Origin of the sequence: Variovorax sp. M-6 (assembly GCF_052114385.1) — a bacterium.
Classification (GTDB): Bacteria; Pseudomonadota; Gammaproteobacteria; order Burkholderiales; family Burkholderiaceae_C; genus Variovorax.
The window spans coordinates 40,816-67,125 of the sequence record NZ_JBFREQ010000024.1 but is presented as its reverse complement, the minus strand read 5'-3'; the positions used below and the strand labels follow the sequence as shown (position 1 = coordinate 67,125).

At 68.8% G+C, this 26,310-nt stretch carries 24 protein-coding genes; 10 read left to right on the top strand and 14 right to left on the bottom strand.

All coding sequences use genetic code 11. The features are described from left to right. Positions 1 to 13: 13 nt before the first annotated feature. From AB4Z46_RS24360 to AB4Z46_RS24330, 7 genes are all read right to left on the bottom strand, one after another. Positions 14 to 3,079, bottom strand: a complete 3,066-nt coding sequence (locus tag AB4Z46_RS24360; protein WP_442286117.1) for an efflux RND transporter permease subunit — start codon at positions 3,077 to 3,079, stop codon at positions 14 to 16. Beyond that, positions 3,076 to 4,179 carry an efflux RND transporter periplasmic adaptor subunit gene (locus AB4Z46_RS24355; protein WP_442286116.1) on the bottom strand — a complete coding sequence of 368 codons (1,104 nt, stop codon included), beginning with the start codon at positions 4,177 to 4,179 and terminating at the stop codon, positions 3,076 to 3,078. Before AB4Z46_RS24355 ends, AB4Z46_RS24360 begins: the two co-directional genes overlap by 4 nt. Before the next feature lie 87 nt (positions 4,180 to 4,266). Beyond that, the gene (locus tag AB4Z46_RS24350) at positions 4,267 to 5,457 is read right to left on the bottom strand and encodes an arginine deiminase (protein WP_442286179.1); all 1,191 of its coding nucleotides are present in this window, start codon (positions 5,455 to 5,457) and stop codon (positions 4,267 to 4,269) included. A gap of 117 nt (positions 5,458 to 5,574) precedes the next feature. Then, positions 5,575 to 6,996, bottom strand: coding sequence for a basic amino acid/polyamine antiporter (locus tag AB4Z46_RS24345; RefSeq protein WP_442286115.1), 1,422 nt, complete (start codon positions 6,994 to 6,996; stop codon positions 5,575 to 5,577). Positions 6,997 to 7,231: 235 nt separating this feature from the next. Continuing rightward, positions 7,232 to 8,431, bottom strand: a complete 1,200-nt coding sequence (locus AB4Z46_RS24340; protein ID WP_442286114.1) for a surface lipoprotein assembly modifier — start codon at positions 8,429 to 8,431, stop codon at positions 7,232 to 7,234. Between the two features lie 375 nt (positions 8,432 to 8,806). Next, the gene (locus tag AB4Z46_RS24335) at positions 8,807 to 9,469 is read right to left on the bottom strand and encodes a ChrR family anti-sigma-E factor (RefSeq protein WP_442286113.1); all 663 of its coding nucleotides are present in this window, start codon (positions 9,467 to 9,469) and stop codon (positions 8,807 to 8,809) included. After that, positions 9,466 to 10,125 (bottom strand): sigma-70 family RNA polymerase sigma factor, encoded by a 660-nt coding sequence (locus AB4Z46_RS24330; protein ID WP_442286112.1) that lies wholly within the window; start codon positions 10,123 to 10,125, stop codon positions 9,466 to 9,468. Before AB4Z46_RS24330 ends, AB4Z46_RS24335 begins: the two co-directional genes overlap by 4 nt. 109 nt (positions 10,126 to 10,234) lie before the next feature. Here AB4Z46_RS24330 and AB4Z46_RS24325 point away from each other — a divergent pair, with 109 nt between their 5' ends. The 4 genes from AB4Z46_RS24325 (at position 10,235) to AB4Z46_RS24310 (ending at position 14,276) form a co-directional block, all read left to right on the top strand. Next, positions 10,235 to 11,602, top strand: a complete 1,368-nt coding sequence (locus tag AB4Z46_RS24325; RefSeq protein WP_442286111.1) for an NAD(P)/FAD-dependent oxidoreductase — start codon at positions 10,235 to 10,237, stop codon at positions 11,600 to 11,602. Then, positions 11,599 to 12,393 (top strand): DUF1365 domain-containing protein, encoded by a 795-nt coding sequence (locus tag AB4Z46_RS24320; protein ID WP_442286110.1) that lies wholly within the window; start codon positions 11,599 to 11,601, stop codon positions 12,391 to 12,393. The genes AB4Z46_RS24325 and AB4Z46_RS24320 overlap by 4 nt, the downstream gene beginning before the upstream one ends. Next, positions 12,390 to 13,643 (top strand): class I SAM-dependent methyltransferase, encoded by a 1,254-nt coding sequence (locus AB4Z46_RS24315; protein ID WP_442286109.1) that lies wholly within the window; start codon positions 12,390 to 12,392, stop codon positions 13,641 to 13,643. The genes AB4Z46_RS24320 and AB4Z46_RS24315 overlap by 4 nt, the downstream gene beginning before the upstream one ends. Before the next feature lie 75 nt (positions 13,644 to 13,718). Next, positions 13,719 to 14,276 (top strand): fasciclin domain-containing protein, encoded by a 558-nt coding sequence (locus tag AB4Z46_RS24310; RefSeq protein ID WP_442286108.1) that lies wholly within the window; start codon positions 13,719 to 13,721, stop codon positions 14,274 to 14,276. A gap of 22 nt (positions 14,277 to 14,298) precedes the next feature. On the opposite strand, the gene AB4Z46_RS24305 is transcribed toward AB4Z46_RS24310, so the two are convergent. Next, a complete protein-coding gene (locus tag AB4Z46_RS24305) occupies positions 14,299 to 14,793 on the bottom strand; it encodes an Lrp/AsnC family transcriptional regulator (protein WP_442286107.1) in 495 nt (164 codons plus the stop codon). A 139-nt stretch (positions 14,794 to 14,932) separates the two neighbouring features. Between AB4Z46_RS24305 and AB4Z46_RS24300 the strand changes: the two genes are divergently transcribed. The 3 genes from AB4Z46_RS24300 to AB4Z46_RS24290 all read left to right on the top strand — a co-directional run bounded on the left by AB4Z46_RS24300 (position 14,933) and on the right by AB4Z46_RS24290 (position 17,260). Beyond that, positions 14,933 to 16,129 (top strand): amino acid aminotransferase, encoded by a 1,197-nt coding sequence (locus tag AB4Z46_RS24300; RefSeq protein ID WP_442286178.1) that lies wholly within the window; start codon positions 14,933 to 14,935, stop codon positions 16,127 to 16,129. Beyond that, on the top strand, positions 16,126 to 16,500 hold the full coding sequence (locus AB4Z46_RS24295; RefSeq protein ID WP_442286106.1) for a RidA family protein: 375 nt from the start codon (positions 16,126 to 16,128) through the stop codon (positions 16,498 to 16,500). The genes AB4Z46_RS24300 and AB4Z46_RS24295 overlap by 4 nt, the downstream gene beginning before the upstream one ends. Positions 16,501 to 16,591: 91 nt before the next feature. After that, the gene (locus AB4Z46_RS24290) at positions 16,592 to 17,260 is read left to right on the top strand and encodes a murein hydrolase activator EnvC family protein (RefSeq protein ID WP_442286105.1); all 669 of its coding nucleotides are present in this window, start codon (positions 16,592 to 16,594) and stop codon (positions 17,258 to 17,260) included. 17 nt (positions 17,261 to 17,277) lie between these two features. Here the strand turns inward: AB4Z46_RS24290 and AB4Z46_RS24285 are convergent, their stop codons facing one another. The 4 genes from AB4Z46_RS24285 to AB4Z46_RS24270 are packed head-to-tail and all read right to left on the bottom strand — an operon-like array spanning position 17,278 to position 21,861. Continuing rightward, the gene (locus AB4Z46_RS24285) at positions 17,278 to 18,438 is read right to left on the bottom strand and encodes a CaiB/BaiF CoA transferase family protein (protein ID WP_442286104.1); all 1,161 of its coding nucleotides are present in this window, start codon (positions 18,436 to 18,438) and stop codon (positions 17,278 to 17,280) included. Positions 18,439 to 18,482: 44 nt separating this feature from the next. Further along, positions 18,483 to 19,700 carry a cystathionine beta-lyase gene (gene metC / locus AB4Z46_RS24280; RefSeq protein WP_442286103.1) on the bottom strand — a complete coding sequence of 406 codons (1,218 nt, stop codon included), beginning with the start codon at positions 19,698 to 19,700 and terminating at the stop codon, positions 18,483 to 18,485. Further along, positions 19,697 to 20,665, bottom strand: coding sequence for an ornithine cyclodeaminase family protein (locus AB4Z46_RS24275; RefSeq protein ID WP_442286177.1), 969 nt, complete (start codon positions 20,663 to 20,665; stop codon positions 19,697 to 19,699). The genes metC and AB4Z46_RS24275 overlap by 4 nt, the downstream gene beginning before the upstream one ends. Further along, positions 20,665 to 21,861, bottom strand: coding sequence for an amidohydrolase family protein (locus AB4Z46_RS24270; RefSeq protein ID WP_442286102.1), 1,197 nt, complete (start codon positions 21,859 to 21,861; stop codon positions 20,665 to 20,667). The genes AB4Z46_RS24275 and AB4Z46_RS24270 overlap by 1 nt, the downstream gene beginning before the upstream one ends. A gap of 80 nt (positions 21,862 to 21,941) precedes the next feature. On the opposite strand from AB4Z46_RS24270, the gene AB4Z46_RS24265 reads away from it, so the two are divergent. Then, entirely contained in the window at positions 21,942 to 22,658 is a 717-nt protein-coding gene (locus tag AB4Z46_RS24265) for an IclR family transcriptional regulator (RefSeq protein WP_442286101.1), read from the top strand. 2 nt (positions 22,659 to 22,660) lie between these two features. On the opposite strand, the gene AB4Z46_RS24260 is transcribed toward AB4Z46_RS24265, so the two are convergent. After that, positions 22,661 to 22,870, bottom strand: a complete 210-nt coding sequence (locus tag AB4Z46_RS24260; RefSeq protein WP_442286100.1) for a DUF2783 domain-containing protein — start codon at positions 22,868 to 22,870, stop codon at positions 22,661 to 22,663. Continuing rightward, positions 22,867 to 24,486, bottom strand: a complete 1,620-nt coding sequence (locus tag AB4Z46_RS24255) for an FAD-dependent monooxygenase (protein ID WP_442286099.1) — start codon at positions 24,484 to 24,486, stop codon at positions 22,867 to 22,869. The genes AB4Z46_RS24260 and AB4Z46_RS24255 overlap by 4 nt, the downstream gene beginning before the upstream one ends. A 135-nt stretch (positions 24,487 to 24,621) precedes the next feature. Here AB4Z46_RS24255 and AB4Z46_RS24250 point away from each other — a divergent pair, with 135 nt between their 5' ends. Together AB4Z46_RS24250 and AB4Z46_RS24245 are read left to right on the top strand one after the other, a co-directional pair. Next, entirely contained in the window at positions 24,622 to 25,137 is a 516-nt protein-coding gene (locus tag AB4Z46_RS24250) for a VOC family protein (protein WP_442286098.1), read from the top strand. Then, positions 25,134 to 26,258, top strand: a complete 1,125-nt coding sequence (locus AB4Z46_RS24245; protein WP_442286097.1) for an alpha/beta hydrolase — start codon at positions 25,134 to 25,136, stop codon at positions 26,256 to 26,258. Before AB4Z46_RS24250 ends, AB4Z46_RS24245 begins: the two co-directional genes overlap by 4 nt. Positions 26,259 to 26,310: the final 52 nt, after the last annotated feature.

The following is a 26,310-nucleotide window of genomic DNA, read 5'->3' as shown; positions in this document are numbered from 1 at the left end:
CGGAACCGCCCGCTCACGCCGGCTCGACCGCGGCCGCCGGCGGCATGGGCTTCTCCTTGCCGAACGCCAGCATGTACAGCGTCGGCAGGAACACCAGCGTCAGCAGGGTCGCCACCAGCAGCCCGCCCATGATCGCGAAGGCCATCGAGCCCCAGAACACCGTGGGCGCGATCGGGATCAGGCCCAGCACGGTCGAGATCGAGGTCAGCATCATCGGCCGCATCCGCGAGGTGGCCGCAGACACCACCGCGTCGAGCACGCCCTGCCCCTCCGCGCGGTTGGTCTCGATCTGGACGATCAGGATCACGCCGTTCTTGGCGATCATGCCGATCAGCGCCAGGATGCCCAGGATGGCGACGAAACCCAGCGGCCGGTTGAACACCAGCAGCGTGATCACCACGCCGATCAGGCCCAGCGGCATCACGCAGACCACCATCGCGAGGCGCCGGAAGCTCACCAGCAGCACCATCATGCTCAGCAGCATCAGCACGATCATCAGCGGGACCACGGCGAACACCGAGGCGCTCGACTCCGCGCTTTCCTCGGACAGGCCGCCGGTCTCGATCTTGTAGCCCTTGGGCAGCTTGGCGTTGAGCTCCTTGATCTTCGGCGCCAGCGCTTCGACCACCGTGTCGGGCAGCGCGCCGTGGATGACGTCCGCGCGCACCGTGAGCGTCGGCACCCGGTTGCGGCGCCAGACCAGCGGCGACTCCTGCTCTTCCGAGAAGGTCGCGAACTGGTTCAGCGGCACCATCCGGCCGCTGGCGGTGGGCACCTGCAGCGTGCTGAGGGTCTGCAGCGACAGGCGCTGCTCGGCGCTGGCCCGGGCCACCACGTTGACCAGGTAGATGTCGTCGCGCACCTGCGTGACCGGGGTGCCGGTCACGGTGGCGTTCATGATGCCGGCCAGCGCGGCGGTGCTGATGCCGAGCTGGCGCGCCTCGTCCTGGTTGATGCGGATCTGGATCTGCCGCGCCGGCTCCATCCAGTCGAAGTTGACGTGCCGGGCTTCCGGATGCGACCCGAGGAGGCCGGCCAGCTCGAGCGAGATCCTCCGGACCTCGTCCTTGTCGGGCCCCATCACGCGGTACTGCAGGGGCCAGCCCACGGGGGGCCCAAGCTCGAGCGGCGAGATGCGCGCGACGATGTCCGGGAACTGCTCGGCCAGCGCCTTCTCCAGCTTGAGCTGCAGCCGGTCGCGCGCCTCGAGGTCCTTGGCGACCACGATCACCTGGGCGAAGAAGGGGTTGGCCAGCTGCGCGTTGAGCGTGAGGATGAAGCGCACCGCGCCACGGCCCACGTAGGTGCTGAAATGGTCGACGTCCGGGTCGTCCTTGAGCAGGGCCTCGAAGCGCTTGGCCTGCTCCTCGGTCGCGTAGATCGAGGCGTTCTGGCGCAAGGTCAGGTCGACCGTGAGCTCGGGCCGGTCGGAGGCCGGGAAGAACTGCTGCGGCACGAAGCGCACCAGGAACATCGACGCCACGAAGGCCGCGAGTGTGAGCCCGATGGTCAGCCACTTGGCGCGGATGGCGCCTTTCAGGAAATCGCTGAAGGCGTTGAGGAACTTGCTGGGCTTGACCACCGCATCGGCCTTGGGCGTCTTGAGCAGCGCCTTGCCGACCAGCGGCGCGAAGATCACGGCGCCGAGCCAGGAGACGATCAGCGCGATCGCCACCACGGCGAAGATCGAGAAGGTGTATTCGCCCGCCGAGCTGCGCGCGAAGCCGATCGGCACGAAGCTGGAGATCGACACCAGCGTGCCGATCAGCATCGGCGCGGCCAGCGTGCGGTAGGCGAAGGTCGCGGCCTGGTCCTTGGTGTCGCCGGCTGCGAGCCGGTTCAGCATGGCGTCGACCGTCGTCATGGCATCGTCGACCAGCAGCGTCAGCGCGATGATCAGCGCCCCGAGCGAGACCCGGTGCAGGTCGATATGCACGAAGTCCATGACCGCGAACACGATCGCCAGCGTCAGCGGGATCGACAGCGCCACCACCGCGCCCGGGCGCACGCCCAGGCTCACGAAGCTGCACACCAGGATGATCGCGATGGCCTGCCACAGCGAGGCCATGAAGTCGTTGATCGCGACGTCGACCGTGACGGCCTGGTCGGCCACCAGCGTGGGCTCGATGCCGTGCGGCAGGTTGGCCGTGATGTCGGCCATCTCGGCCTTGATGTTGCGGCCCAGCGCCAGGATGTCGCCGGCGTCGCGCATCGCGATCGCGAGGCCGATGGCCGGCTTGCCGTTGACGCGGAACATCGGCTGCGGCGGATCGGTGAAGCCGCGCCGCACGGTCGCGATGTCGCCCAGGCGGATGTTGCGCCCGCCCAGCACCAGGTTGACCGCCTCGATGTCGCGCTCCGAGTCGAAGGCGCCCGTGACGCGCATGAACATGCGCTCCTGCTCGGTGTGCAGGGTGCCGGCGGGGCGGATCACGTTCTGCTGCTGCAGCGCCGCCACGATCGCGCCGTAGTCCAGACGCAGGCCCGCGAGCCGTTCGGTCGAGAACTCGATGAAGATCTGCTCGTCCTGCGCGCCCAGCACCTCGATCTTCGAGACGTCGGGCACTTGCAGCAGGCGCGAGCGGGCCGACTCGACCTGGTCGCGCAGCTCGCGGAAGGTATAGCCGTCGGCGGTGAAGGCGTAGATGATGCCGAAGGTGCTGCCGAAGTCGTCGTTGAAGAAGGGGCCGACCACGCCCGAGGGCAGCGTCTGGCGCATGTCGCCGATGTTCTTGCGCACCTGGTACCAGATGTCGGCCACCTCGCCCGGCGGCGTCGATTGCTTCAAGTCGACGAAGATCGTGGTCTGGCCGGCCGTCGTGTAGCTGCGCACGCGGTCGAGGTGATGGGTTTCCTGCAGCGTGCGCTCGAGCCGCTCGGTGACCTGCGACAGGGTCTCGTCGACCGTCGCGCCTGGCCAGCCCGCGGCCACGATCATGGTGCGGAAGGTGAAGGTCGGGTCTTCGCCGCGACCCAGCTTCAGGAAAGACAAGGTGCCCGCGATGACCGCGATGATCATCAGGAACACCACCAGCGAGCGCTTCGAGAGCGCCCACTCCGACAGGTTCGGGCCGATCACTTCGCGGCCTCGAGCCAGCGGACCTTCTGCCCCGGCCGCAGCGCCTGCACGCCGGCCGTGACGATCACGTCGCCCGGTGCGAGCCCCTTCGTGACCTGGACGCGGGCCGCGTCATAGGCGCGGACCTCCACATTGCGCGCCGACACCGTTCCGGCCTTGGTATCGACGACCCAGACGGCGGTCTGGCCGCCGCTGCGCGTGAGCGCGCTGGCCGGGATGTCGAGCGCCGCCTCGGTGTTGAGCTTCATGCGCCCCGTGACGGTGCTGCCCAGGCGCATGGCCGCGGGCGGGTTGATCAGGCGGACCCGGACCGCGAAGGTGCCGGTGACCGGGTCGGCGCGCGGGGAGACCTCGCGCACCTTGCCGACAGCCGTGACGCTGGGGTCGCCGCCGAGCGCGACCGTGATGTCGGGATTGCTCGGCGCGATGTCCTTGATCTGCGCCGGCACGTCGAAGACGGCGTCGATCGCGCCCTCGCGCGCCACCTGCACGACCATCCGGCCGGCCGCCACCACTTCGCCGGGCTCGGCGCCGCGCGCCGTCACCACGCCGGCCACGTCGGAGAGCAGGCGGGTGTAGCTCAGGCGGTTCTGCGCGATGTCGACCAGCGACTGCGCCGAATTGATCTGCGACTGTGTGACCTTGAGCATCGCCTCGGATTGCTCGAACGACGCGCGCGAGACCGCGTTCTCGGCCAGCAGGTCGCGCATCCGGTTGAACATGTTGCGCGCTTCCGCGCCCTGGGCCTGCGCCGCGGCCAGCTGGGCCCGCGCGGATTGCAGGCTGCTGTCCTCGTTCATCTGGTCGAGCCGGGCCAGCAGCTGGCCGGGCCTGACCCGGTCGCCGATGTCCACGGTGCGCTCGATCAGCCGACCGTCGATCCGGAAGGACTGGTTGACCTCGCTCTGCGCCTGCACGCGCCCGGTCAGGGACACCGAGTCGCCGACCGTGCGCCGCTCGATGGTCATCGCCCGGACCGGCCGGATCTCGGGGGCCGGGGCCTCTTCGGCACGCCGGCAGGCCGACAACGACACCACGGCGGCGAGCGCGAGCAGCGCCGTGGTCCTGGGCAATTTACGAATGCGTTGAGCAGCAGACACGTGCCGTCTTCCTCTCTCTATTGATCGATCGTCCGGGCGCCTCGCGGCAGCCCGTGCCTTCCCGCCGGCCCTTCGGCCGGCCTTCGCTCAGAAGTCGACCGGATCGCGGATGATCGGGCAGGTCATGCAATGGCCGCCTCCACGTCCACGGCCCAGTTCGGCGCCGACGATCGTGACCACCTCGATGCCCTGCTTGCGCAACAGCGTGTTGGTGTAGGTGTTGCGATCGTATGCATAAACCACGCCCGGCGAGGCGCAGACCAGGTTCGCGCCGCTGTCCCACTGGGTGCGCTCGCGCTGGTAGTCGCTGCCGCCGGCCTCGACCACGCGCAGCTTCTTGAAGCCGAGCGCCTGCGCCACGACGTCGACGAAGGGCTTGTTCTCGGCATGCAGCTCGACACCGCTCGGATGGCTGCTCGGACGGTACGAGTAGGTGCGGGTCTGGTTCATGAAGTCCGGGGCCAGCAGCACGCAGTCGCGGTCGGCGAAGGTGAACACGGTGTCCAGGTGCATCGCGGCGCGGATCTTCGGCATCGCCGCGACGATCACGCGTTCGGCCGCGCCCTTCTTGAACAGCGTGGCCGCCAGCTGGCTGATGGCCTGGCGCGAGGTGCGCTCGCTCATGCCGATCAGCACGTTGCCCTTGCCGATCGGCATCACGTCGCCGCCCTCGAGGGTCGCCAGGCCGTGGTCCTCGGTCGGGTCGCCCCACCAGACGTTGACCTTGCCGGCGAAGTCGGGATGGAACTTGTAGATCGCGGTGGTGAGGATGGTTTCCTCGTGGCGCGCCGGCCAGTACAGCGGATTGAGCGTCACGCCGCCGTAGATCCAGCAGGTGGTGTCGCGCGTGTAGAGCGTGTTGGGCAGCGGCGGCAGCAGGTACTCGGTGGCGCCGGCCGCCTCGCGCACGACCTCGAGCGCCTTGCCGCCGACCGACTCGGGAAAGTCGTTGGTCGACAGTCCGCCGATCAGCGTCTCGGCCAGCGTGCGGTTGTCCAGCCCTTCGAGATAGCTGCGCAGTTCGGAGATGAAGCCGAGCCCGACCTGGTTGGGCACGACCTGGTTGTCGAGGATCCACTTCTTGCCCTCGGGCACCGCCACCGTCTCGGCCAGCAGGTTGTGCATCTCGACCACCTCGATGCCGCGGTCGCGCATCTTGGTGACGAAGTCGAAATGGTCGCGCTTGGCGTTCTCGACCCACAGCACGTCGTCGAACAGCAGCTGGTCGCAGTTGCTCGGCGTCAGGCGCGAATGGGCCAGGCCCGGTGCGCACACCATCACCTTGCGCAGCTGCCCGACTTCCGAGTGCACGCCAAACTTTGTCTCTTTCACTTCCGTAGTCGCCATGATGACCTCCAAAAAATCGATGCCTGAACGTTTATCCGGTCGGTGTGACTAGATGGTGATACTGCCGGTCGCAAGCCCGTAGATGCCCACCACGGCACCGATGATCGCGACGATGAAGATGGCCCACTCGACAGCCGTGAAGACGGTCAGTTTCTGTTCGCGCCGGGCCCAGATGTACAGCAGCGTGCCGGGCGCGTAAAGAACGGCCGACAACAGGATGAACTTCATGCCGCCCGCGTAGATCATGAAGATCGTGTAGACCACCGCGACCGAGGCCAGGATCAGGTCGCGCTTGCGCTCCTCGGGGCGCAGCTGGTAGCTCTCGCCGCGCTTGGAGATCATGAAGCCGTAGGCCGCCACGAACAGGTACGGGATCAGGGCCATCGCGCTGGTGAGGTTCAGCATCAGCGCGAAGGCGTCGTTCGAGAAGTAGGTGGTGATCACCAGCAGCTGGACGACGATGTTGCTCAGCCACAGCGCGTTGGCCGGCACCTTGTTCTTGTTCTCCTTGGCGAAGACAGCCGGCATGTCCTTGGTCTTGGCCGCGGTGAACAGCACTTCGGCGCAGATCAGCGACCAGGCCAGGTAGGCGCCGAGCACCGAGACGATCAGGCCGACGCTGATGAAGATCGCACCCCAGGGCCCGACGACAGCCTCGAGCACGCTGGCCATCGAAGGCTGGCGCATGCCCGCGATGTCGGCGCGCTGCAGCACCGCATAAGGCAGCATCGACACCAGCACCATCAGGCCGGTGACGCCAACGAAGCCGAGGATGGTCGCCTTGCCGACGTCGGTGCGCTCCTTGGCGAAGCGCGAATAGACGCTCGCGCCCTCGATGCCGAGGAAGACGAACACCGTCACCAGCATGGTCGCCCGCACCTGCTCGAAGATCCCGCCCTCCAGGCCGCCGCCGTACAGGTTGGCGCTGAACAGGTCCATCTTGAAGGCGAAGATCAGGATGCCGATGAACACCAGGATCGGAATGATCTTGGCGACCGTGACGACGCTGTTGATGAAGGCGGCCTGCTGCACGCCGCGCAGGATCATGAAGTGGAACAGCCAGATGCCCACCGACGCGACGACGATCGCGATCACGGTGTTGCCGTCGCCGAAGACCGGGAAGAAGGCGCCGAGCGTGGACTTGATCAGCACCCAGTACGAGACGTTGCCGATGCAGCTGCCGATCCAGTAGCCGAAGGCCGACAGGAAGCCGGGGTAGTCGCCGAAGCCGGCCTTGGCGTAGGCGAAGACACCGGCGTCGAGGTTCGGCTTGCGCTCGGCGAGGGACTGGAACACCCTGGCCAGCATGTACATGCCGGTGCCCGCGATGAGCCATGCGATGACGGCGCCCAGCGGCCCGGTCGCGTTGGCGAAGGTCCGCGGGAGGGAGAAGATCCCCGCCCCCACCATGCCGCCCACCACCATCGCGGTGAGCTGCATGCGGGACATCTTTTGCTCAGTCGAAGCCATACCTACTCCTTGTTATTTCTTTTCGATCGATCCGTCGCGTGTCTCGCGCTTGCCACACGAACTCAATGAGCGCCCCGATGGTTGGCGCCCATTAAACGTCGTCTCCGTGACAAAACAAGCCGACCGCCATGGCGATGAGGTGCGCTTGTGACTACAAGCTGCAACTAGGATCAATGTGCTCATAAAGTTTGTCAAGGCGCACAGACCCAGGTCGCACACATGCAATCAGAAGCAATCAGAAGCCCTTGCGGACGTTGAGCCAGAACTCGGTCGAGCTGTAGTTGAAGCCGACCGAGTTGCTCTGATCGCGAATCCAGAGGAGCTCGGGCCGAAGCGTCCAGCTCGGCGCGAACTCCCAGACCAGATAGGCGCCCACCTCGTAGAGGTTGTCCTTGCGTCGCAGCACCACGCTGTTGTCGAGCGCGTCCGGGTGGAAATGCACCCGGTCGGCGTTGTAGGCATCACGCTCCCACCAGGCGAAGGTGCCCCAGCCCAGCTTGTTGTTGACCGTGAAGTCCAGCGCCACCGTGGCGCCGTAGAAGCTGGAGTTGCCATCCGGCCGGTCGGTCGCGAAGTGCTGGCCGCCGTGCGCCGTGACCGTCAGGCTCCCGCTGCCGTCCAGCAGCGAACGGACCCAGCCGGCCGAGGCGTCCGCACTGGTGCGGCTGCGATCGCGCAAGCGGCCTTCGGGGTACCGGCGCCGGCGGTACTCGGCGCCCAGCGTGAGTTGGTTGTCGGGGTCGATCCTGTAGCGGTAGTCGGTGAAGAGCCCGGCATCGTTGCGGTAGTCGCCATCGCCGCGGTAGCTGGTGCGGCCTCTGACGCCGACCGCCAGGTTGCTCTCGCCGAAGGAGCGGCTGCCCGCCAGGCGCCAGCGCAGGTCGGAGTCATCCCGGCTGTCCGGGTTGTCGTAGTAGCGGAAGCGGTAGTCGAGACTGCCATCGATTGCATAGCCGTTCTGCAACGCGTAGTTGAGGCCGCCGCCCACGCGCGCGTTGTAGAAGGTGTCGCGGCGGTCCCCGCCGCCGAGCGCGTCGGTGCCGCGCGTCGAGTTCACGCGGTAACGCCCGACGCCGGTCTCGGCATAGCCGAAACCCGTGAGCGCGCGTTTCTCGTCCAGCGCCTGTTTCGCCGCCTGGTTGTAGATCTCGACCTGGCTCAAGAGGTCCTGCGGCAAGTTGTCGAAGCGCAACACCGTTTCGAATTCGATCTTGGCTTCCGCGTACTGCCCCAGCACGTAGTACGCGCGGCCGAGTTCCAGGTGCGCCGCGACAGTGTCGGGCGCCTTGGTCTCGGCGGCCTGAACGATCTCGCGAGCGCGCGCCGGGTCCGGGTCGGCCGCGAACGCCACGGCGGCGCCCAGCAGCGCCATCGCGCCGACGAACACGCGCAGCGCGCCACGGCTCGCTCCCTCCAACCTCCTGCTTCGGCTCATTCGCTCTCCTCCTGAGGCGCATTGCCCCTTTTTCGGGCATTAGACACAGCCTTTTCTGCATGGGCAATTCGAACGAACAGAACAATTGCACCTTGACAACTTTGCGAATTCTTGCAATTCCGGCATCGCGTCCATATGCAAATGCTTGCCGAACCAAGGCAGGCCAACGCGCAGCACTACGAGCTGCCGGCAGCACACGGCGCCGCGGCCACCATCCGGCGGAACCGGTGGCGCGTGTTCTTCATGTCGGTGGCGGACCTGTTCGGCTTCGCCGGCGGCAGTCAGCGGGAAGTGCGCCTCTGCCTGTTCGAGCACGCGCGGCACGCACCCGGTACGCGGGATGCAAGAGGGCCGGCCGATGCCGCAGGCGGCACTCTACATCCCGACCAACGAGCCCAGCAGGCGCGCGACCGCGCCCTGAAACAGCACCCGGCCTTCGACCGAGGCGAGGCAGATGCATTCGCCGACCGCCAGCACCTTCGGCTGGTGATGGGTGTCGCCGTCGGCCTCGTCGAAATCGCCCGGGCCGAACAAGGCCCGGCCGTCATGAAAGGCGCCGTGCAGCACCTGCGTCAGTTCGCTTCGGCTGTGGGTGTGGAAGGGCAGCTCCTTGCCGGCACCGATGCGCAGCAGGAAGACATTGGCCGCAGCGTCGCAAGGCACGGTGACGCGGCTCCATCGCATGCCGGGCCCGAGCCAGCGCCAGGCCGTCGCGCTGCAGCCCTGCAGCGACCGGGGCCAGGCCATTCCTTCGGGCAGCACCGGCCGGCTGCGGCGCACCGGGCGCAGCGCGCTCGGCGGCGGCTGTTGCGGCGGAGCGTCGATCGCAGCCAGCGCTTCGGCCAGCGACTGCGACGGCAGCACGGCAGGCGCCAGTTCTTCGAGCAGGGCGCCGCCGATCGATTCAAGCTCGCGCAGGCGGGCACGGCAATGGGCGCAGCCCTCGACGTGGCTGGCGACCAGCAGCGAATGGCCGCTGGAAAGAGTGCCGGCCGCCTGGGCCAGCAGGAGTCCGTCGTCCGGATGGTGGTGGATCATGGTTCAAGCTCGTCGAGCAATCGACGCAAGTGGTTCACGGCAAGCCGCACGCGGGACTTGACGGTGCCCAGCGGAATGCCCAGGTCGTGCGCGATCCTGGCATGGGGCTGTTCCTCGTAGAAGGACAGGTGCAGCACTTGCGCCTGCTCGGCCGACAAGCGCGCGAACGCCTCGCGCACGCCGCGCTCGCGCCGGCCGGCGCGCAGCTGTTCGTCGAGTGCGAGGGCGGGGTCGGGCAGCTCGGCGCCGTCGTTGTCTTCGCCCTCGACGAAGGCGCCGTTGCCCTGGCGCCGGAAATGATCGACCCTCAGGTTGCGGGCGATGGTGAAGATCCAGGTCGAGACGCCGGCCTGGCGCGGATCGAACATCGCGGCCTTGCGCCAGACGCCGATCAGGGTCTCCTGCGCCAGTTCCTCGGCCAGCCCCTCGGCACTGCCGCGGCGCATCAGATAGGCCTTCACGCGCGGCGCGAAATGGCGGAACAGCACGGCAAACGCCTGCCGGTCGCCCTGGACGGCAACGGCCTGCAGCAGCGCGCTGAGTTCTTCGCTGGTCGGCATTGCGCCCCGGTTCTGGTGCAGCGTCAGGATCGACCGGCCAGGCCTCGACGACACAGGCCTCGCGGCCGCAGCGGAGGGCTGTCGCACGGTGTTCATGGCCTTGATACGCAGCAGCGGGGAAATTAGATCACAGCGCGCATCCCGCGAAGCAATCCAAATCCCGGTCGCCTGCGTACAAGCTGCAGACCCAACGCGTCCCTCACCCATGAGAACCCATTTCGCGCCCGACAGCGCCGCCGCCCGCGCGGTCGATCGCCCGCGGCTCGACATCGCGGTCATCGGCAGCGGCATCGCGGGCCTCTCGGCAGCCTGGCTGCTGTCGCAAAGGCACCGGGTCACGCTGTTCGAGGCCGCTCGCCGGGCCGGCGGGCACAGCCACACGGTCGAGGTGCCGGCGCCGGGCGGCCCGATCGCGGTCGACACGGGCTTCATCGTCTACAACGAGGCCGCCTATCCGAACCTGACGGCGTTGCTGGCCCATCTCGAAGTGCCGACACAGGCCTCGGAGATGTCCTTCGCGGTCAGCCTCGACCAGGGCGCGCTGGAGTACTCGGGCAGCGGCCTGCGCGGCCTCTTCGCGCAGCCGCGCAACCTCGCGAGCCCGCGCTTCTGGTCGATGTTGCGCGACCTGGTCCGCTTCTACCGACAGGCGCCGGCCGACGCCGAACGCATCGGGTGGATGCCGCTGGATGACTACCTCGACCAGCGAGGCTTTGGACGCGCCTTTCGCGACGACCACCTGTACCCGATGGCCGCCGCCATCTGGTCGACCCCGGCGGCGCGGATCGGGCAATTCCCGACCGAGGCCTTCGTGCGCTTCTGCGAAAACCACCAGTTGCTGCATCTCGGCCGGCGCGAAGCCTGGCGCACCGTGCAGGGCGGCAGCCGAAGCTACGTGCAGCGGATGACCCGCCTGCTCGGCAGCCGGCTGCGACTGGACAGTGCCGCGATCGAAGTGCGCCGCGGCAAGCAATGCACCTTCGTGCGAACCGCCCAGGGCGCCGACGCCGAGCGCTTCGACCACGTGGTGATCGCGACCCATGCCGACCAGGCCCTGCGCCTGCTGGCCGATGCCGGCAGCGACGAAAAGCGGCTGCTGGGCGCCTTCCGCTACAGCCGCAACCGGGCGGTGCTGCACAGCGATGCGGCCCTGATGCCGCAACGCCGCGCCGTGTGGTCGAGCTGGAACTACGCCGCCGATCGCCAGCGCAGCGAGGCCCTGAGCGTGACCTACTGGATGAATCGGCTGCAGGGCATTCCGGAGGCGACGCCGGTGTTCCTGACGCTGAATCCCATGCGCGAGCCCGCGGCCGGGCGACTGATCCGCAGCGAGGTCTACGAGCACCCGATGTTCGACGCCGGCGCGATCCGCGCACAGCAACAGCTCTGGTCGCTGCAGGGCCGCGAGCGGACCTGGTTCTGCGGCGCCTATTTCGGTTCCGGCTTCCACGAAGACGGACTGCAAGCCGGCCTGGCAGTGGCCGAGGCGCTGGGCCAGGTGCGCCGTCCCTGGAACGTCGCGAACGAATCGGGGCGGCTGCGGCTGGCCGCTCTTGCGGCCCACGGCTCATGAGCGAATCGGCACTCTATGTCGGCAGCGTGATGCACCAGCGGCTGCGGCCGGTGCGGCACCGCCTGGACTACCGCCTGTTCTCGCTGCTGGTCGACCTGGACGAACTGGACGGTCTCGATCGCCGCCTGCGCTTGTTCTCGGTCGGCCGCTTCAACCTCTTCAGCCTGCACGAAAGTGACTACGGCGATGGCCAGGGCCTGCTCCAGCACGTGGAACGACAACTCGCCGCCGCCGGCCTGCGCACCGGCGGCGCGATACGCCTGCTGAGCATGCCGCGCATCCTTGGCCATGCCTTCAATCCCCTGTCGGTCTACTTCTGCCACCGTCCGGAGGATGCCGCGCTGCAAGCCATCCTCTACGAAGTCAACAACACCTTCGGCGAGCGCCACAGCTACCTGATCCCGGTCGACGAGTCCGAGGCCGGCGCCGAGCGCGTCACGCAGCAGTGCGACAAGGACTTCCACGTTTCGCCCTTCCTCGGCCTGGACCTTCGCTACGGCTTCCGCATCGAACCGCCGCGGCAGGATCGCGACGGCCTCGGCATCGGCGTCAGCGCGAGCGACGCCGAGGGCGTGGTGCTCAATGCGCGCCTCGACGCGCGCCGCCGCGCGCTCGGCGATGCGGCACTGCTGCGCGTCTTCGTCACCCATCCCCTGCTGGCGCTCAAGGTCGTGGCTGCGATCCACTGGGAAGCGCTGCGGCTGTGGTTCAAGGGGGCGCGCCTGCACCGGCGCCCCGCCCCGCCGGCGAAGCCGGTCACTCTCGTCATCGTCAAGGCCAAGGATTCATGAGCGCTTCTTCTTCCGATGGCTTCGCCGACGACAGCGCGGGCCTCATCGACGCCGGGTTCGGCACCGACGGCGCCGGGCCGCTTCGCAAGATGCTGGCGCGACTGCTGCGCAGCGTGAGCCATGGCGCGCTGAGCGTGCAACTGCCGGACGGCTCGCGCGTCGAAGGCCGGGGCGCGGCCGACGGACCGCAGGCTTCGATCGCGCTGAAGCGCTGGCGCCCGCTGGCCCGTCTTCTGCTCAAGGGCGATCTCGGGCTCGCGCAGTCCTACCGCGACGGCGACTGGACGAGTCCGGACCTCACGGCGTTGCTGGCGTTCGGGATCCGCAACGAGGCCAGTTGGGACGGCGTGCTCGAAGGCTCATGGCTCGCGCGCCGGCTCGGTGACCTGTTCCGCCTCAGCCGCGCCAACACGCGCCGCGGCAGCCGACGCAACATCGCCTTCCACTACGACATGGGCAACGACTTCTACGCCCAGTGGCTGGACCCGGCACTGATCTATTCGAGCGCCCTCTACGCCACCGGCGACGAATCGCTCGAAGCGGCGCAGGCCGCGAAGCTCGATCGCATCCTCGCGCTGCTCGACCTGCAAGCGGGTGCGACGGTGCTCGAGATCGGCTGCGGCTGGGGCGCGCTGGCCTCGACRCTCGCGGCCCGCCACCGTGTCCGCGTGACCGGCCTGACGCTGTCGACCGAACAGCTCTCGCATGCGCAACGGCAGGTGCGCGAGCAAGGGCTGGTCGATGTCGACCTCCGGCTGCAGGACTATCGCGACATCGACGGTCGATACGATCGCATCGTCTCCATCGAGATGCTCGAGGCGGTCGGCGAGCGCTACTGGCCGACCTACTTCGACACGCTGCGCGAGCGGCTCGCGCCCGGCGGCTCGGGAGTGCTGCAGGTCATCACGATCGCCGACGATTGCTTCGATCGCTACCGGCACGGCACGGATTTCGTCCAGCGCTTCATCTTTCCGGGCGGCAAGCTGCCGTCGATGAGCGCGATGCAAGCGCAGGCCGAACGCGCCGGGCTGAGGCTGCAGACCTCGGAGACCTTCGGCGCCAGCTACGCGCTCACGTTGGCCGAATGGCGCCGCCGCTTCCAGGCCGCGTGGCCCGCGATCGCCGCGCTGGGCTACGACGACGCCTTCCGGCGCCTCTGGGAGTACTACCTCTGCTACTGCGAAGCGGGCTTTCGCACCGGTCGCGTCGACGTCGGCCTCTTCCGCTTCTCGCACGCACCGAAAGACTGATCCCTTTCACCCGCGGCTGCGTATCAATGGCAGCCGTTGCGCATCTCGTGGCGGCCCCATCAACAGGAGCATTCCATGCAGATCAGATTCAAACGCGCGGCTTCCATCGCGCTCGCCGTCTCGCTCGCGGTCGGCACCGCAACGGCAGTCGCCCAGGTGATGGTCGGCGGTGCGCCGATGCTGCCGACCAAGGACATCATCGACAACGCGGTGAATTCCAAGGACCACACGACCCTGGTGGCTGCCGTGAAGGCCGCGGGCCTGGTCGACACGCTCAAGGGCCCGGGTCCGTTCACCGTCTTCGCGCCCACCAACGAAGCCTTCGCCGCACTGCCGCCCGGCACCGTCGACACGCTGCTGAAGCCGGAGAACAAGGGCAAGCTGACCACCATCCTGACCTACCACGTGGTGCCCGGGAAGATCGACGCGGCGACGCTGGCCAAGCAGATCAAGGATGGCGGCGGCATGGCCTCGCTGAAGACCGCGGCCGGCGGCACGCTGACCGCGAAAACCGGCAATGGCCGCGTGATGATCGTCGACGAGAACGGCAACGCGTCCACCGTCGCCATTGCCGACGTCATGCAGTCCAACGGCGTGATCCACGTCGTCGACAAGGTGCTGCAGCCCAAGTGAGGCGCAGGCGAAGCGCCGCGACCTACGGCGAGAGCGAGGGGGAATCCGGCGCCGGGATCGGCAGGTCGTCGAAGCGCCTGAACTCCTGCAGCGAGAAGCTGCTCTGCACCTGCCGGACGCCCGGCAGTCGGTGCAGCTTGCTCGTCAGCAGGTTCGAGTAGGCATCCAGGTCCTCGGCGACCACCATCAGCAGGAAGTCCGCGCTGCCGGTGATGCCGTGGAACATCACAACCTGCGGGATCGCCAGCACCGCCTCGACGAACTCGGTCGAGCGCGACTCGTTCTGGAAGTCGATGCTGATGCTCACGAAGGCCACCACGCCGTAGCCGAGCGCGCGGCGATTGAGGCGCGCATGGTAGCCATCGATCAGCCCCGACTCCTCCATGCGCTTGATGCGGCGCCAGCACGGCGACTGCGACAAGCCGGTCATCTGCGCCAGTTCGCTGGTGGTCAGCCGTGCGTTCTGCTGGAGGGCCGCGAGCAGCTGCCGGTCGGCCTCGTCGGACTCGATTCGCATAAAAAAACCCACAAATTATGATTGGCAGACAAAATTATGCGCCAATCAGAAACCACTTGGCATGACGATCCGCCCTATGAAGAATCCGGGGTTTCCCAGGCCTCTTCAGGAAACCCCCATGCCCGCTCTTTCGTCTTCGCTGTTCAGCCATGTCCCGCCCTACGAGGGCGACCCCATCCTGTCGCTGATGGAGGCGTTCCAGACCGACCCGCGCCAGCACAAGGTGAGCCTGAGCATCGGCGTCTACTTCGACGACGAAGGGCGCCTGCCCGTGCTGCCCTCGGTGCGGCAGGCCGAGACCGCGCTGCTGCAGGAGATCGGCCCGCGCCCCTACCTGCCGATCGAGGGCATGGCCGACTACCGCAGCGCGGTCCAGCGCCTGCTCTTCGGCGCCGGCCATGAAGCCGTGACCAGCGGCCGCATCGCCACGCTCCAGACACCCGGCGGCTCCGGCGCCCTCAAGGTCGGCGCGGACTTCCTGCGCCGCTACTTTCCCGAGGCCGGCATCTGGATCAGCGACCCGACCTGGGACAACCACCGGGCCATCTTCGAAGGCGCGGGGCTCGCAGTCCACACCTATCCGTACTACGACCCGGCCAGCGGCGGCCTCTCGTTCGACCGGATGCTGGCCAGCCTCGACGCGCTGCCGCGCCACAGCATCGTGCTGCTGCACGCGAGCTGCCACAACCCGACCGGCGTCGACCTGTCGCAGGCGCAGTGGGAGGCGCTGATCCCGGTGCTGCGCGAACGCGAACTGATCCCCTTCGTCGACATCGCCTACCAGGGCTTCGGCGACGGCCTCGACGAAGACGCCTTCGCGCTGCGCGCGCTGGCGGAGGCGGGCATCCAGTTCTTCGCCGCCAGTTCGTTCTCGAAGAACTTCTCGATGTACGGCGAGCGCTGCGGCGGCCTCAGCGTGGTCTGCAGCGACCGCGCGGCGGCCGATACCGTGCTGGGCCAGTTGAAGGCGACCGTGCGCCGCAACTACTCGACGCCGCCCACGCACGGCGCGCGCGTGATCGCCCGCGTGCTGAACGACCCCGCGCTGTTCGCGCTCTGGACCGAGGAGACGGCCGCGATGCGCAAGCGCATCCGCGCCATGCGCGAACGCCTGCTCGCGGTGCTCGACGAGAAGTTCCAGGGCCGGCGCGACTTCGGCTACCTGGTCACGCAACGCGGCATGTTCAGCTACACCGGACTGAGCGAGGCACAGGTGGCGCGGCTGCGCGACGAGCACGCGATCTACTTGGTGCGCTCGGGCCGCATGTGCCTGTCGGGATTGACCACCGGCAACGTGGACCACGTGGCGACGTCGATGGCGGCCGTCCTGTCATGAAGCAGATCGTCGACACCGGCCTGCCGCCGCTCGCGCAGCCCTTCTCGTGGGCGGTGAAGGCCTCGGGCCTGCTGTTCACGGCCCACGGGCCGGTGCGCGCCGACGGCAGCATCGACACCGGCCCCATCGAGGACCAGGCGCGCCTGACCTTCGCCAACCTGCAGCGCGCCGTGGAGGCGGCCGGCGGCGGCCTCCAGGACGTGACCCAGGTGCTGATCTACATGACCGACGTGAAGGACATGCCGAAGATCGACGACGCGTACCGCGAGTTCTTCGCCGCGCCCTATCCGAACCGCTCGAGCATGGGCGTCTCGGGCCTCGTGGTGCCGGGCATGAAGATCGAGATCGTTGCCTACGCGGTGATCGCGTAGCGGAGGCGACGCGGGTGCGCGAGCTGCTGGCCTCGCACCTCGTCTGAGCCCGCACCGTCGCTGCGAGTGGGCGCTGCCTTACAGTCGACGCATGACAGGTCAGCACAAGACAATCATCGGCCGCGCCACCTCGGCCCTCGCCTGCGGCATCGCATGCGCCGCGCTCATCGGCTGCGCAACGAAGCCATCGCCGCCACCGAAGAGCGCAGCGCCAGCGGCCTCCCCCTCGGCGGCGCGTCCCGGCACCCGCACCGAACCCTCGACGCAGCAGGCGACGCGCACCGCCAAGGCGTCCAAACCGTCCAAGCCGAAGAAGGCCGGCACGCGCGCCGGGTCCGACAAGCCGGTGGCCGCAGCCAAGGTCGACCGGAACTTTCTTCGGCCCGTGAACGGCGCCGTCGTGGCGCGCTACGACGGCGGCAGGAACAAGGGCGTGGACTTCGGCGGAGCCAAGGGCGACCCCGTGCGCGCCGCGGGCGACGGCAAGGTGGTCTTCTCGGCGGCCACGCTGCGCGGCTACGGCCGGCTGGTCATGATCAAGCACGACGCCACCTACATGTCGGCCTACGCGCACAACAGCGAGCTGCTCGTGAAGGAAGGCCAGACCGTGAAGCGCGGCCAGGTCATCGCCCGCATGGGGAACACGGAGACCGATTCGGTCAAGCTGCACTTCGAGCTGCGAAGGAACGGCAGCGCGGTGAACCCGCTGCCGTACTTCGACGCCGGCGGCGCGGCCGCGCAAGCGCCTGCCGACGACTGAGGGGGCCGGAGGCCGCGTCAAGGCCTGGCGAGCGCGGCCGTGTACGCCGCGCGGATCTCCTGTGTGTGCTCGCCGAGCGCCGGAGGGCGCAAGCGCACCGGGAAGCCCTGGCCGTCGAACCGCACCGGGGATGCGAAGGTGCGCGTGGTCCGGCCGTTGGGCAGTTCCAGCGGCTGCACCCAGGCCATGTGCTCGGTCTGAGGGTCGGCCAGCGCGGACGCATAGTCGTTGATCCGCGCATGCGGCACGCCGGCCTCGTTGAAGGCCGCGATCCAGTGCGCGACCGGTTCGCACTCGAAGACGGCTTCCAGCAGGTCCTTGAGTGCCGCCTGATGCCGCGCGCGATCGGTGGGGGTCGTGAAGCGCGCGTCCTGCGCCAGCCCGGGCATGCCGACCACATCGAGCACCTGAAGCCAGAGCTTGTGGTTGCCGGCGGCGATGGCGAAGTAGCCGTCCGAGGCCCGGAAGGCCTGGTACGGCGCGTTGCGCGGATGCGCCGAGCCGAGCTTGGCCGGGCTGCGGCCGTTGCCGAAGAACTCGCTGGTCTGGAGCGCGGCGATGCCCAGCGTGCAGCCGAACATCGGGATGTCGATGTGCGCGCCCGATCCGCCGGCGCGCACCTGCGCCAGCGCCGCGGCGATCGAGAAGGCCGCATACAGGCCGGAGGCGAAGTCCGACAGCGGCACGCCGCACTTGACCGGCGCACCGTCGGGCTCGCCCGTGACGCTCATCACGCCGGCCGCGGCCTGGATCGTCAGGTCGAAGCCGCCCTCGCCCGCGCGCGGCCCTTCCTGCCCGAAGGCCGAGATCGAGCAGTACAGGAGCCGTGGGTGCTGCGCGGCGAAAGACTCGTAGCCGAGGCCGAGCCGGCCCATCACGCCGGGCCGGTTGTTCTCGATCACGATGTCGGCGTCCATGATCAGGCCGTGGGCAACCGCGCGGTCCTGGTCCTGCTTGAGGTCGAGGACCACCGAGCGCTTGTTGCGATTGAGCGAGGCGAAGTTCTCGCTGTAGCCCTCGTTCAGCGGCGGCCACTGGCGCAAGCCGTCGCCCGCGGGGGGTTCGACCTTGATGACATCGGCCCCCATGTCGGCGAGCAGCATGGCCGAGAAGGGACCGGCGGCGGTCGAGCAGAATTCGACGACACGCACGCCGGCGAGAGGGAGTCTGGGTTCCATGGGAAAGAGCTCTGTGGGGGAATGGAAGTTCGCGCAGCCGCCGCTCAGTCTCGCGCCGCAGCCATCGCCGCGAAGCCGGCTTCGAGGTCGGCGATCAGTTCGTCGGGCGACTCGAGGCCGGCATGCAGCCGTATCAGCGGCCCGCCGGTCCACGGCCTGGCCGTGCGCAGCGCGCCGATGTTGGCCGGCATGATCAGGCTTTCGAAGCCGCCCCACGAGAAGCCGAGCTTGAAATGCGAACGGTGGTCGCACAGCGCGTCGACCTGCGCCGGCGTCGCATCGCGCAGTTCGAACGCGAACAGGCCGCTGGCGCCGAGGAAGTCCCGCTTCCACAGTCCGTGCTGCGGATGCGACTCGAGCGCCGGGTGCAGCACGCGTGCCACCTCCGGCCGGCCCGCCAGCCAGCGCGCGAGCGCGAGCGCATGGCGCTCGTGCGCACGCATGCGCACCTCGAGCGTGCGCATGCCGCGCAGGATCAGCCAGGCATCGTCGCCGCTCACGCACAGGCCCTGCTGCCGCACCGCCTGGTGCAGCCGCGGCCACAGGGGCTCGCGCACCACGGCGGCGCCCATGAGCACGTCGGCATGGCCGCTCCAGTACTTGGTCAACGGCAGCACCGAGATGTCCACGCCCCAGTCGAAGGGCCGCGCCAGCACCGGCGAGGCCCAGGCGTTGTCGATCGCGGTCAGCACGCCGCGGCGGCGCGCGAGTTCGCAGATGGCGGGCGTGTCCTGGATCTCGAAGGTGTAGCTGCCCGGGCTCTCCAGGTAGACCATGCGGGTGGACGGACGCAGCAGCGACTCGACGCCGGCGCCGAGGCAGGGGTCGTAGAAGGTGGTCTCGATGCCGAAGCGCGCCAGCATGCCCTCGGCGAACACGCGCGCCGGGCCGTACACCGAATCGCTCATCAGCAGGTGATCGCCCGGCGAGAGAAAGGCCTGCAAGGTGACGGCGATGGCCGACAGGCCGCTCGGCATCAATGCCGCGCGCGCCGCATGCGGTCCGGCCTCGAGTTGCGCCACCGCATCCGACAGCGCGAAGGTGGTGGGGGTGCCGGCGGTGGCGTAGTTGGCCGCGCGCCGCTCCCCCGCGACCGTCGCCGCCACTTCGGCGCGCATGTCGGCGACGTTGGAGAACAGCACGCTCGATGCCCGCCAGACCGGCAGGTTGACGGTTTCGTACGGCTTGCCCGGGCTGCGCGCCGCAGTGACCAGGCTGGCGCCGAGCGAGGCCGGCGAATCAGGGTTCGGGCGATTCGTCATGACCACGCCACCTGGGTGCCGAGCCCCCGCGCCTGGGCCGTTGCCAGCGCCAGTTCGAGCGCCGCCAGGTCCAGCGCACCGAAGCCGAGGGACTTGTACAGCGTGATCTCCCCGGGCGAGCTGCGCCCCGGATGGCGACCGCACAGCACTTCGCCCAGTTCGGCGCGGACGTGCGCCTCGCCGATCGCTCCGGCGGACAGGGCGCGCCGGACGTCGCCGGATTCGGCGAGCGCCGCCTCGCGCCGATCGACGAACAGGCTCGCCGCCGCCATCAGGGCCGGTTCGATCTCGCAGGCCGCGGGCGTGCTCGACCCCACGGCGTTGACATGGCAGCCCGGCGCCAGCCAGTCGCGGCGCAGGATGGGATCGATCGCCGCGGTGACCGTGCACACCACATCGGCGTCGCGCACCGCCGCCTCGATGGAGGGCGCGGCCTCGCAGCCGGTGTCGCGCGCCAGCGCCGCGGCTTTCTCGGGCGTGCGTCCCCACAGGCGCAGGTGCGCGTCGGGCAGGATCGCGCGCATGGCCTCGATGTGGGTCCGCCCCTGTGCGCCGGCGCCGACGATGGCGACCGTGCGCGCATCGGGGCGCGCGAAGGTCAAGGTGGCCAGCGCCGTGGTCGCGGCCGTGCGCAGCGTCGTGAGCTCGGGTGCGTCGGCAATCGCGAGCACACGCCCGTCGCTGCCGTCGTGCAGCACGACGACGCCTTGCAGCGGGTCGAGCCCGTGGGCCGCGTTGCCCGGCGTGACCACCATTTCCTTGACACACCAGCGACGCGGCACCGCCGTACGCAGCGCCGGCATCAGCGTCATGCCGTTGGGGCTTTCGCCCGCCGGCCGCACGCGGCTGCGCAGGGGCGCATGGAAGCCGCCGTTCGCGACCTCGACGAAGACGGCGCGCATGGCGTCGATGCAGGCGCGCAGGTCGAGCGTGGCGCGCAGGGTGCGCGCATCGAGCAGCATCATCACAGGGCCGTCCTGAAGTTGGGGCCGCAGCACGCCACCACGGGGCGCAGCCTGGGCGGGGGTGTCTGGCGGCTGCGGCCGGAGACGACCGCCCGGCCGTCGATCAGCACATGGGTGATCCCCGGCAGATCGCCATGGGCCACGGCGTCGCCCAGCGAACGGCCCGCCGAGCCTTCGACCGGACCGCACAGCGCGAGGTCGGCCGGCCGGCCGGGCGCCAGGATGCCTTCCTGCAGCCCGTGCGCGCGGCCCGTGTTGCCCGTGGCCACGGCGATCGCCTCGCCCGGCGACAGGCCGCACATCGACGCCAGGAACAGCACGTTGCGCCAGGCGCCGCGCGGAATGATGCCGGTGCCGCCGGGCGTGTCGCTGCCCAGCGTGAGCCGGTCGAGCCGGCCGCGCGCGACCAGCCGGCGCACCGCGCGATGGCCCGATGCGTAGTTGCCGGACGAGCAGATCTCGAGCGGGAATTCCGTCTCGTCGATGACGCGGTCGAGGTCTTCGTCGCACATGGGAATCGGCCCGCCCGAGATATGCGCCGCAATGTCGGGCTGCAGCCAGGAGAGGATCTCGAAGCCGCAGATCTGGCTCACGCCGGAACGCGACACGCCGCCGGTATGCACCTTGCTGCGCAGCCCGCGCTCGCGGGCCCAGCGCACGTAGCGCCGCGCTTCGTCCGGGTCGAGCGCGAAGGGATAGAACAGGAACTTGACCAGCTTGGCGCCGGCGGCGGCCAGACGGTCGAAATGCGCCTCGGTCATTCCGGGCACCAGCAGCGCGGTGCCCGCATGCAGCTTGACGCCGCTGGCGCGCTGGCTGCCGAAGGTCGAAGCCGTCACCTCCGCCAGCGAGGTGACGAGATCCGGCGTCAGGCGCCCGTAGTCGAGCCCGGGCATGTGCAGCTCGCCGGCCGACAGCATGGTGGTGGTGCCGCCGTGGAGATAATTGCCGACCCAGCCGATCGCGTCCTGCGTCGGCGTCCACTCGCCCGCGACCGGATGCACGTGGCCGTCGATCAGGCCCGGCACCACCGCGCAGCCGTCGGCATCGATCACCGTGTCGAAGCCTTCGTGCGAAACGGGGTCGAATTCGGCGATGCGCGTTCCCTCGATCGCCAGCGATCGCACCGGCTTCATCGGCTCGGCCAGATCGCCCGTGTAAAACTCGCCGATGTTGTGGATCAGGACTCGTTCCAAGATGCCTCCGCAAGAGTTCGAATATCAGACGACGAAGGTCGATAATCGGTCAACGATTCACTTGAACCCACCGACCCGACATGACCGAAATCTCCAAAACGGCTGACCAGGCCCTGGTTCTGCTCGCCTACGTCGCCGAGCACGGTCCTCTGGGCACGACGGATCTCGCGCGGCGCCTCAAGATGCACCGCACCGTGGTGCATCGCTTGCTGGCGACGCTGCAGGGCCGCGGCTTCGTGCACCGGGTCGACCAGGGCTACCTGCCCGGCACCGCGCTGCTGCACCTCGCGCAGTTCGTCGAGCCGGAGCTGATCGGCGCTTCGCGCACGACCCTGAACGCGCTGGCCCAGGAGCACGGGGAGACCTTCATCCTCACGGCCCTGCAAGGCAGCCACGAGGCGATCCAGGTCGAGCAGGCGGTTGGCGGCGATCACTTCATGCGCGTGCAGCTGTCGCGCGGATTCCGCCACCCCTTGTCCAAGGGCGCGAGCGGTCGCTCCATCCTCGCCTACTGCGACGAGGCGGTGATCGGCTACTTCCTCGAGAAATCGGATGATCCGGGACTGCTCGCGAGCCAGCTCGAACAGGTTCGCGCCGACGGCTTCGCGGTGTCGCACGACGAGCTGTCGCCTGGCGTGCATGGCGTGTCGGTGCCGATCCTGGTCGGCAAGAAGCCGGTGGCGTCGATCGGCGTGGTCTACCCCGCGGTGCGCGAAGAGACGGCTCCGACGTATGCGCGGGCGCTGAAGAAGGCGGCGCTGACCATCGCCCGCGCCATCAAGAATCCGTCGAGCTGAACTCATAGCGGGCTCTCGACCTTCACCACTTCCGGGAAGCCCTCGGTGGCTTCGGCGATGGCCACGCGCAGGCGCGCCGCGTCGCCCACTTCGTGCATGAGAAGCAGCGCGAGGCGCGCAAGGATCTGCGGCGCGGCCGCTTCGCCGGCCCGGGCCATCCGGTAGCACAGATCGGTGTAGAGATCGTCGAGTTCCTGGGGTGCGAGGGTCACGGGGTGCCTCCGTTGCAGCAATGTTGGATGGCGGCGCGGACCGATTCGGCACTGGCGCTGCGCCAGCGCGCGAGCAGGTTGCCGTCGGGACGGAACAAGTAGACGGTGCCAGGCCGCGCGTCATAGCGTTCGGCCAGGGCTCCAGCGGCCGACAGGGGCAGCACCGCGACCGGCGCGGGCGAGCTGTCGATCCCGTCCAGCAGGCCCGCCGGCACATCGAAGGCCAGCAGCGTGAAGCGCGGACCCATGTGCTGGCACAGGTACGTGCCGTCGGCCAGAGGGCCATCGAGGAAGGCGAAGCCGCTGGCGGGACCGGCCGCGAAGTCGCCATCGCCCGCGCTCTGGTTGAGCGGCGAATCGGGATAGCCGACCGTCGTGCTCTGCCGCGGATCGATCAGGCGCCGCACCCACGGGTGCCGGGCCGCAAGGCCGAGCACTGCCGAGCGCATGAGCGCGAAGGCGGGCGCAGGCGGCGCCATGAACTCGGCGCTCTTCGACGCATGGCGCATGTTCTCGCGGGTGGCGAACACCCGCTCGGCCGTGTAGCTGTCCAGCAGGCGCGCGCCGCCCCAGCCGCGGATCGCGAAGGCCAGTTTCCAGGCCAGGTTGTTGACATCCTCGATGCCGGAGTTGAGCCCCCGCACGCCGAAGATCGGCACCAGGTGCGCGGCGTCGCCCGCGAGCAGCACCCGTCCGTGACGATAGTCCTCCAGCGTCAGGCAGCTTGCGCGATAGAGGCTGATCCACACCGGCTGCCAGGGCGCGCGCTCGCCCATGAGCGCCAGATGGTCGCGGATGCGCCCGAGCACGTTCTCGGGCTTGACCGCCTCCTCCGGGTCCTCGTCCTCGCGCAGCTGGTAGTCGAAGCGCCAGAGGTCGTCGCGGTGCTTGTGCAGCAGCAGCGTCGCGCCCGGATTGGAGGGCGGATCGAACCAGGCGCGCCGCCCCGGCGGCAGGCTGCTGGCCATCTTGATGTCGGCAATGATGTACTGGCCGTCGTAGCGGGTGCCGACGAAGCGTGCGCCGAGCGCCTTGCGCACCGCGCTGTGGGCGCCGTCGGCGGCCACCACCCAGTCGGCCGACAGTGTGTAGTCGCCCGCGGGCGTCGACAGGTCGAGCTCGACGCCGTCGTCCGACTGGCGCAGCGCCTCCAGACGGTTCTGCCACCGGATCTCGATCAGGTCGCCGTAGCGCGCGCGCACCGCATCGACCAGGTACTGCTCGATGTAGCACTGCTGGATGTTCACGAGCCGCGGGAAGCGCGCGGCGGCATCCTGTGGCACCTCGAGGTGCAGGACCTCGTCGGTGCGGTAGTAGCTCCAGCCCTCGGCCCACGGCAAGCCCTGGCGCATGACGTCGTCGGCCAGGCCCAGCTGCTCGAAGATCTCGAGCGTGCGCGAAGTCACGCAGCCGGCGCGGCTGCCCAGGCAGACGCTGTCGTCGGCCTCCAGCACCACGCTGGCGATGCCATGCCGGGCCAGGCCGATCGCCACCGCGAGACCGATCGGCCCTCCGCCCACCACCGCCACGGCATGCCGGCGCGGCTCCCTGCCCTGCGCGAGCGGTGGCACCACCGCAGCGTGCTGCTCATAGTCGAAGTAAGAAACGAAATCCATGAATGTCCTTGGCCGCAAAAAGAAACTGTGGCAAACTGAATGTCCAATAATCGAACGTTAACATCCTATATGCGGACAGTCTAGCGGCGACGCCGCAGCCCGTCAACCACTGCGCAACAACATCGAGAGGTATCCATGCAACCCGCAGATTTCAATGTGAACCGACTCAACCACGTCGCCTGGCGCTGCCGCGACGCCGAGGAAACGCGTGCCTTCTACGAGGACGTCCTGGGCCTGCCGCTCGCGCACGTCGTGCGGGAGGATCGTGTGCCCTCCACCGGCGAGGAAAGCTCGTTCGCCCACTTGTTCTTCCAGATGCGCGACGGCTCGTATGTCGCCTTCTTCGACCTGGGCGACGGCCAGGGCGCCGCCGACCCGACCACGCCCGCCTGGGTGAACCACCTGGCGATGTCGGTCGGCTCGCTCGACGAGCTCGAGCGCGCGCGCCAACGCCTGCTGGGCGCGGGCGTGGAGGTGCTCGGCATCGTCGACCATCACTGGCTCAAGTCGATCTACTTCCACGACCCGAACGGGCTGCGGCTGGAGCTCTCCTACCAGGTGGGCGGCGCGGATGCGCTGGCCGAGTTCTCGCGCAAGGCGCACGCCACGCTGACCCAATGGACCGCCGACAAGGCAGGGGCAGGCCAATGACGGCGCAGGCGAAGGAACTGCTGGTCCTCGACGTCAAGCCCGGCCTCGCGATGGAATCGCAGTCGGGCATCGCCCAGCTCTGGCCGAAGATCTATGGGGCGCTGGTGCGCGCCGAAGGCAGCCGGACCGCCGCCATCGTGATGCATCCGGCCAGCAACTTCATGGGGCACTACCTGCTGGAGCCGATGGCGGCCGCCGGCATCACCATGCTGGGCCTCAACTCTCGGTACGTGAACAACGATTCGCAGCTCGTCATGGAGCGCGTGCTGCAGGATCTCGGCGCCGGCGTGCGCTACCTGCGCGACCAGGGCTACGACAAGGTCCTGCTGATCGGCAACTCCGGCGGTGCCGCGCTGGCCTCGTACTACCAGGCGCAGGCGGAGAACTTCACGGCCACGCACACGCCCGCCGGCGACCCCTCGGGCCTGTCGCCGCAGGACCTGCCGCCGGTGGACGGCATCGTGCTGACCGCGGCGCACCCCGGCCGCTCGCGCCTGTTCTCCGAGTGGCTCGATCCCTCGGTCATCGACGAGCACGATGCCTTCTCGGCCGACCCCGCGCTCGACATGTTCAATCCGGCCAACGGACCGGCCTATGCGCCCGACTGGCTGGCGCGCTACCGCGCGGCACAGTTGGCCCGCAACGCGCGCATCGAACAGTGGGCGCGCGCGCAGCTCGCCTACATCCGGTCGCTGCCGCATGGCGTGCGCGACATGGCCTTCGTCATCTATCGCACGGCCGCCGACCCGCGCCATCTCGATCCCTCGATCGACCCCAACGACCGGCCGGCGGGCAACATCTGGGGCAATCCGCGCGAAATCAACTACGGCGCCAACAACATCGGCCGCTACACCACCCTCACCGCCTACCTGAGCCAGTGGGCCGCGTCGACCCAGGCCGACGGCCCGTCGAACCTGGTCGAGACGACAGTGCCCGTGCTCTCGATCGAGCACACGGCCGATGCCTCGGTGGTGCCGGCGATGAATGCGCTGTGGGTGTCGCGCACGCCCGGACGGATCGTTCGCCACACGCTCTTCGGCGGCACGCACTACCTGGCCGGCCAGCCCGAGAAGGTGCGCGAGACGGTGGACGTCATTGCCGCCTGGGCGCGCAACGTCTGACAAGCCGCGACGAAAAAAGGCGGGCTCCAGGGCCCGCCTTTTTTCGTTCGCC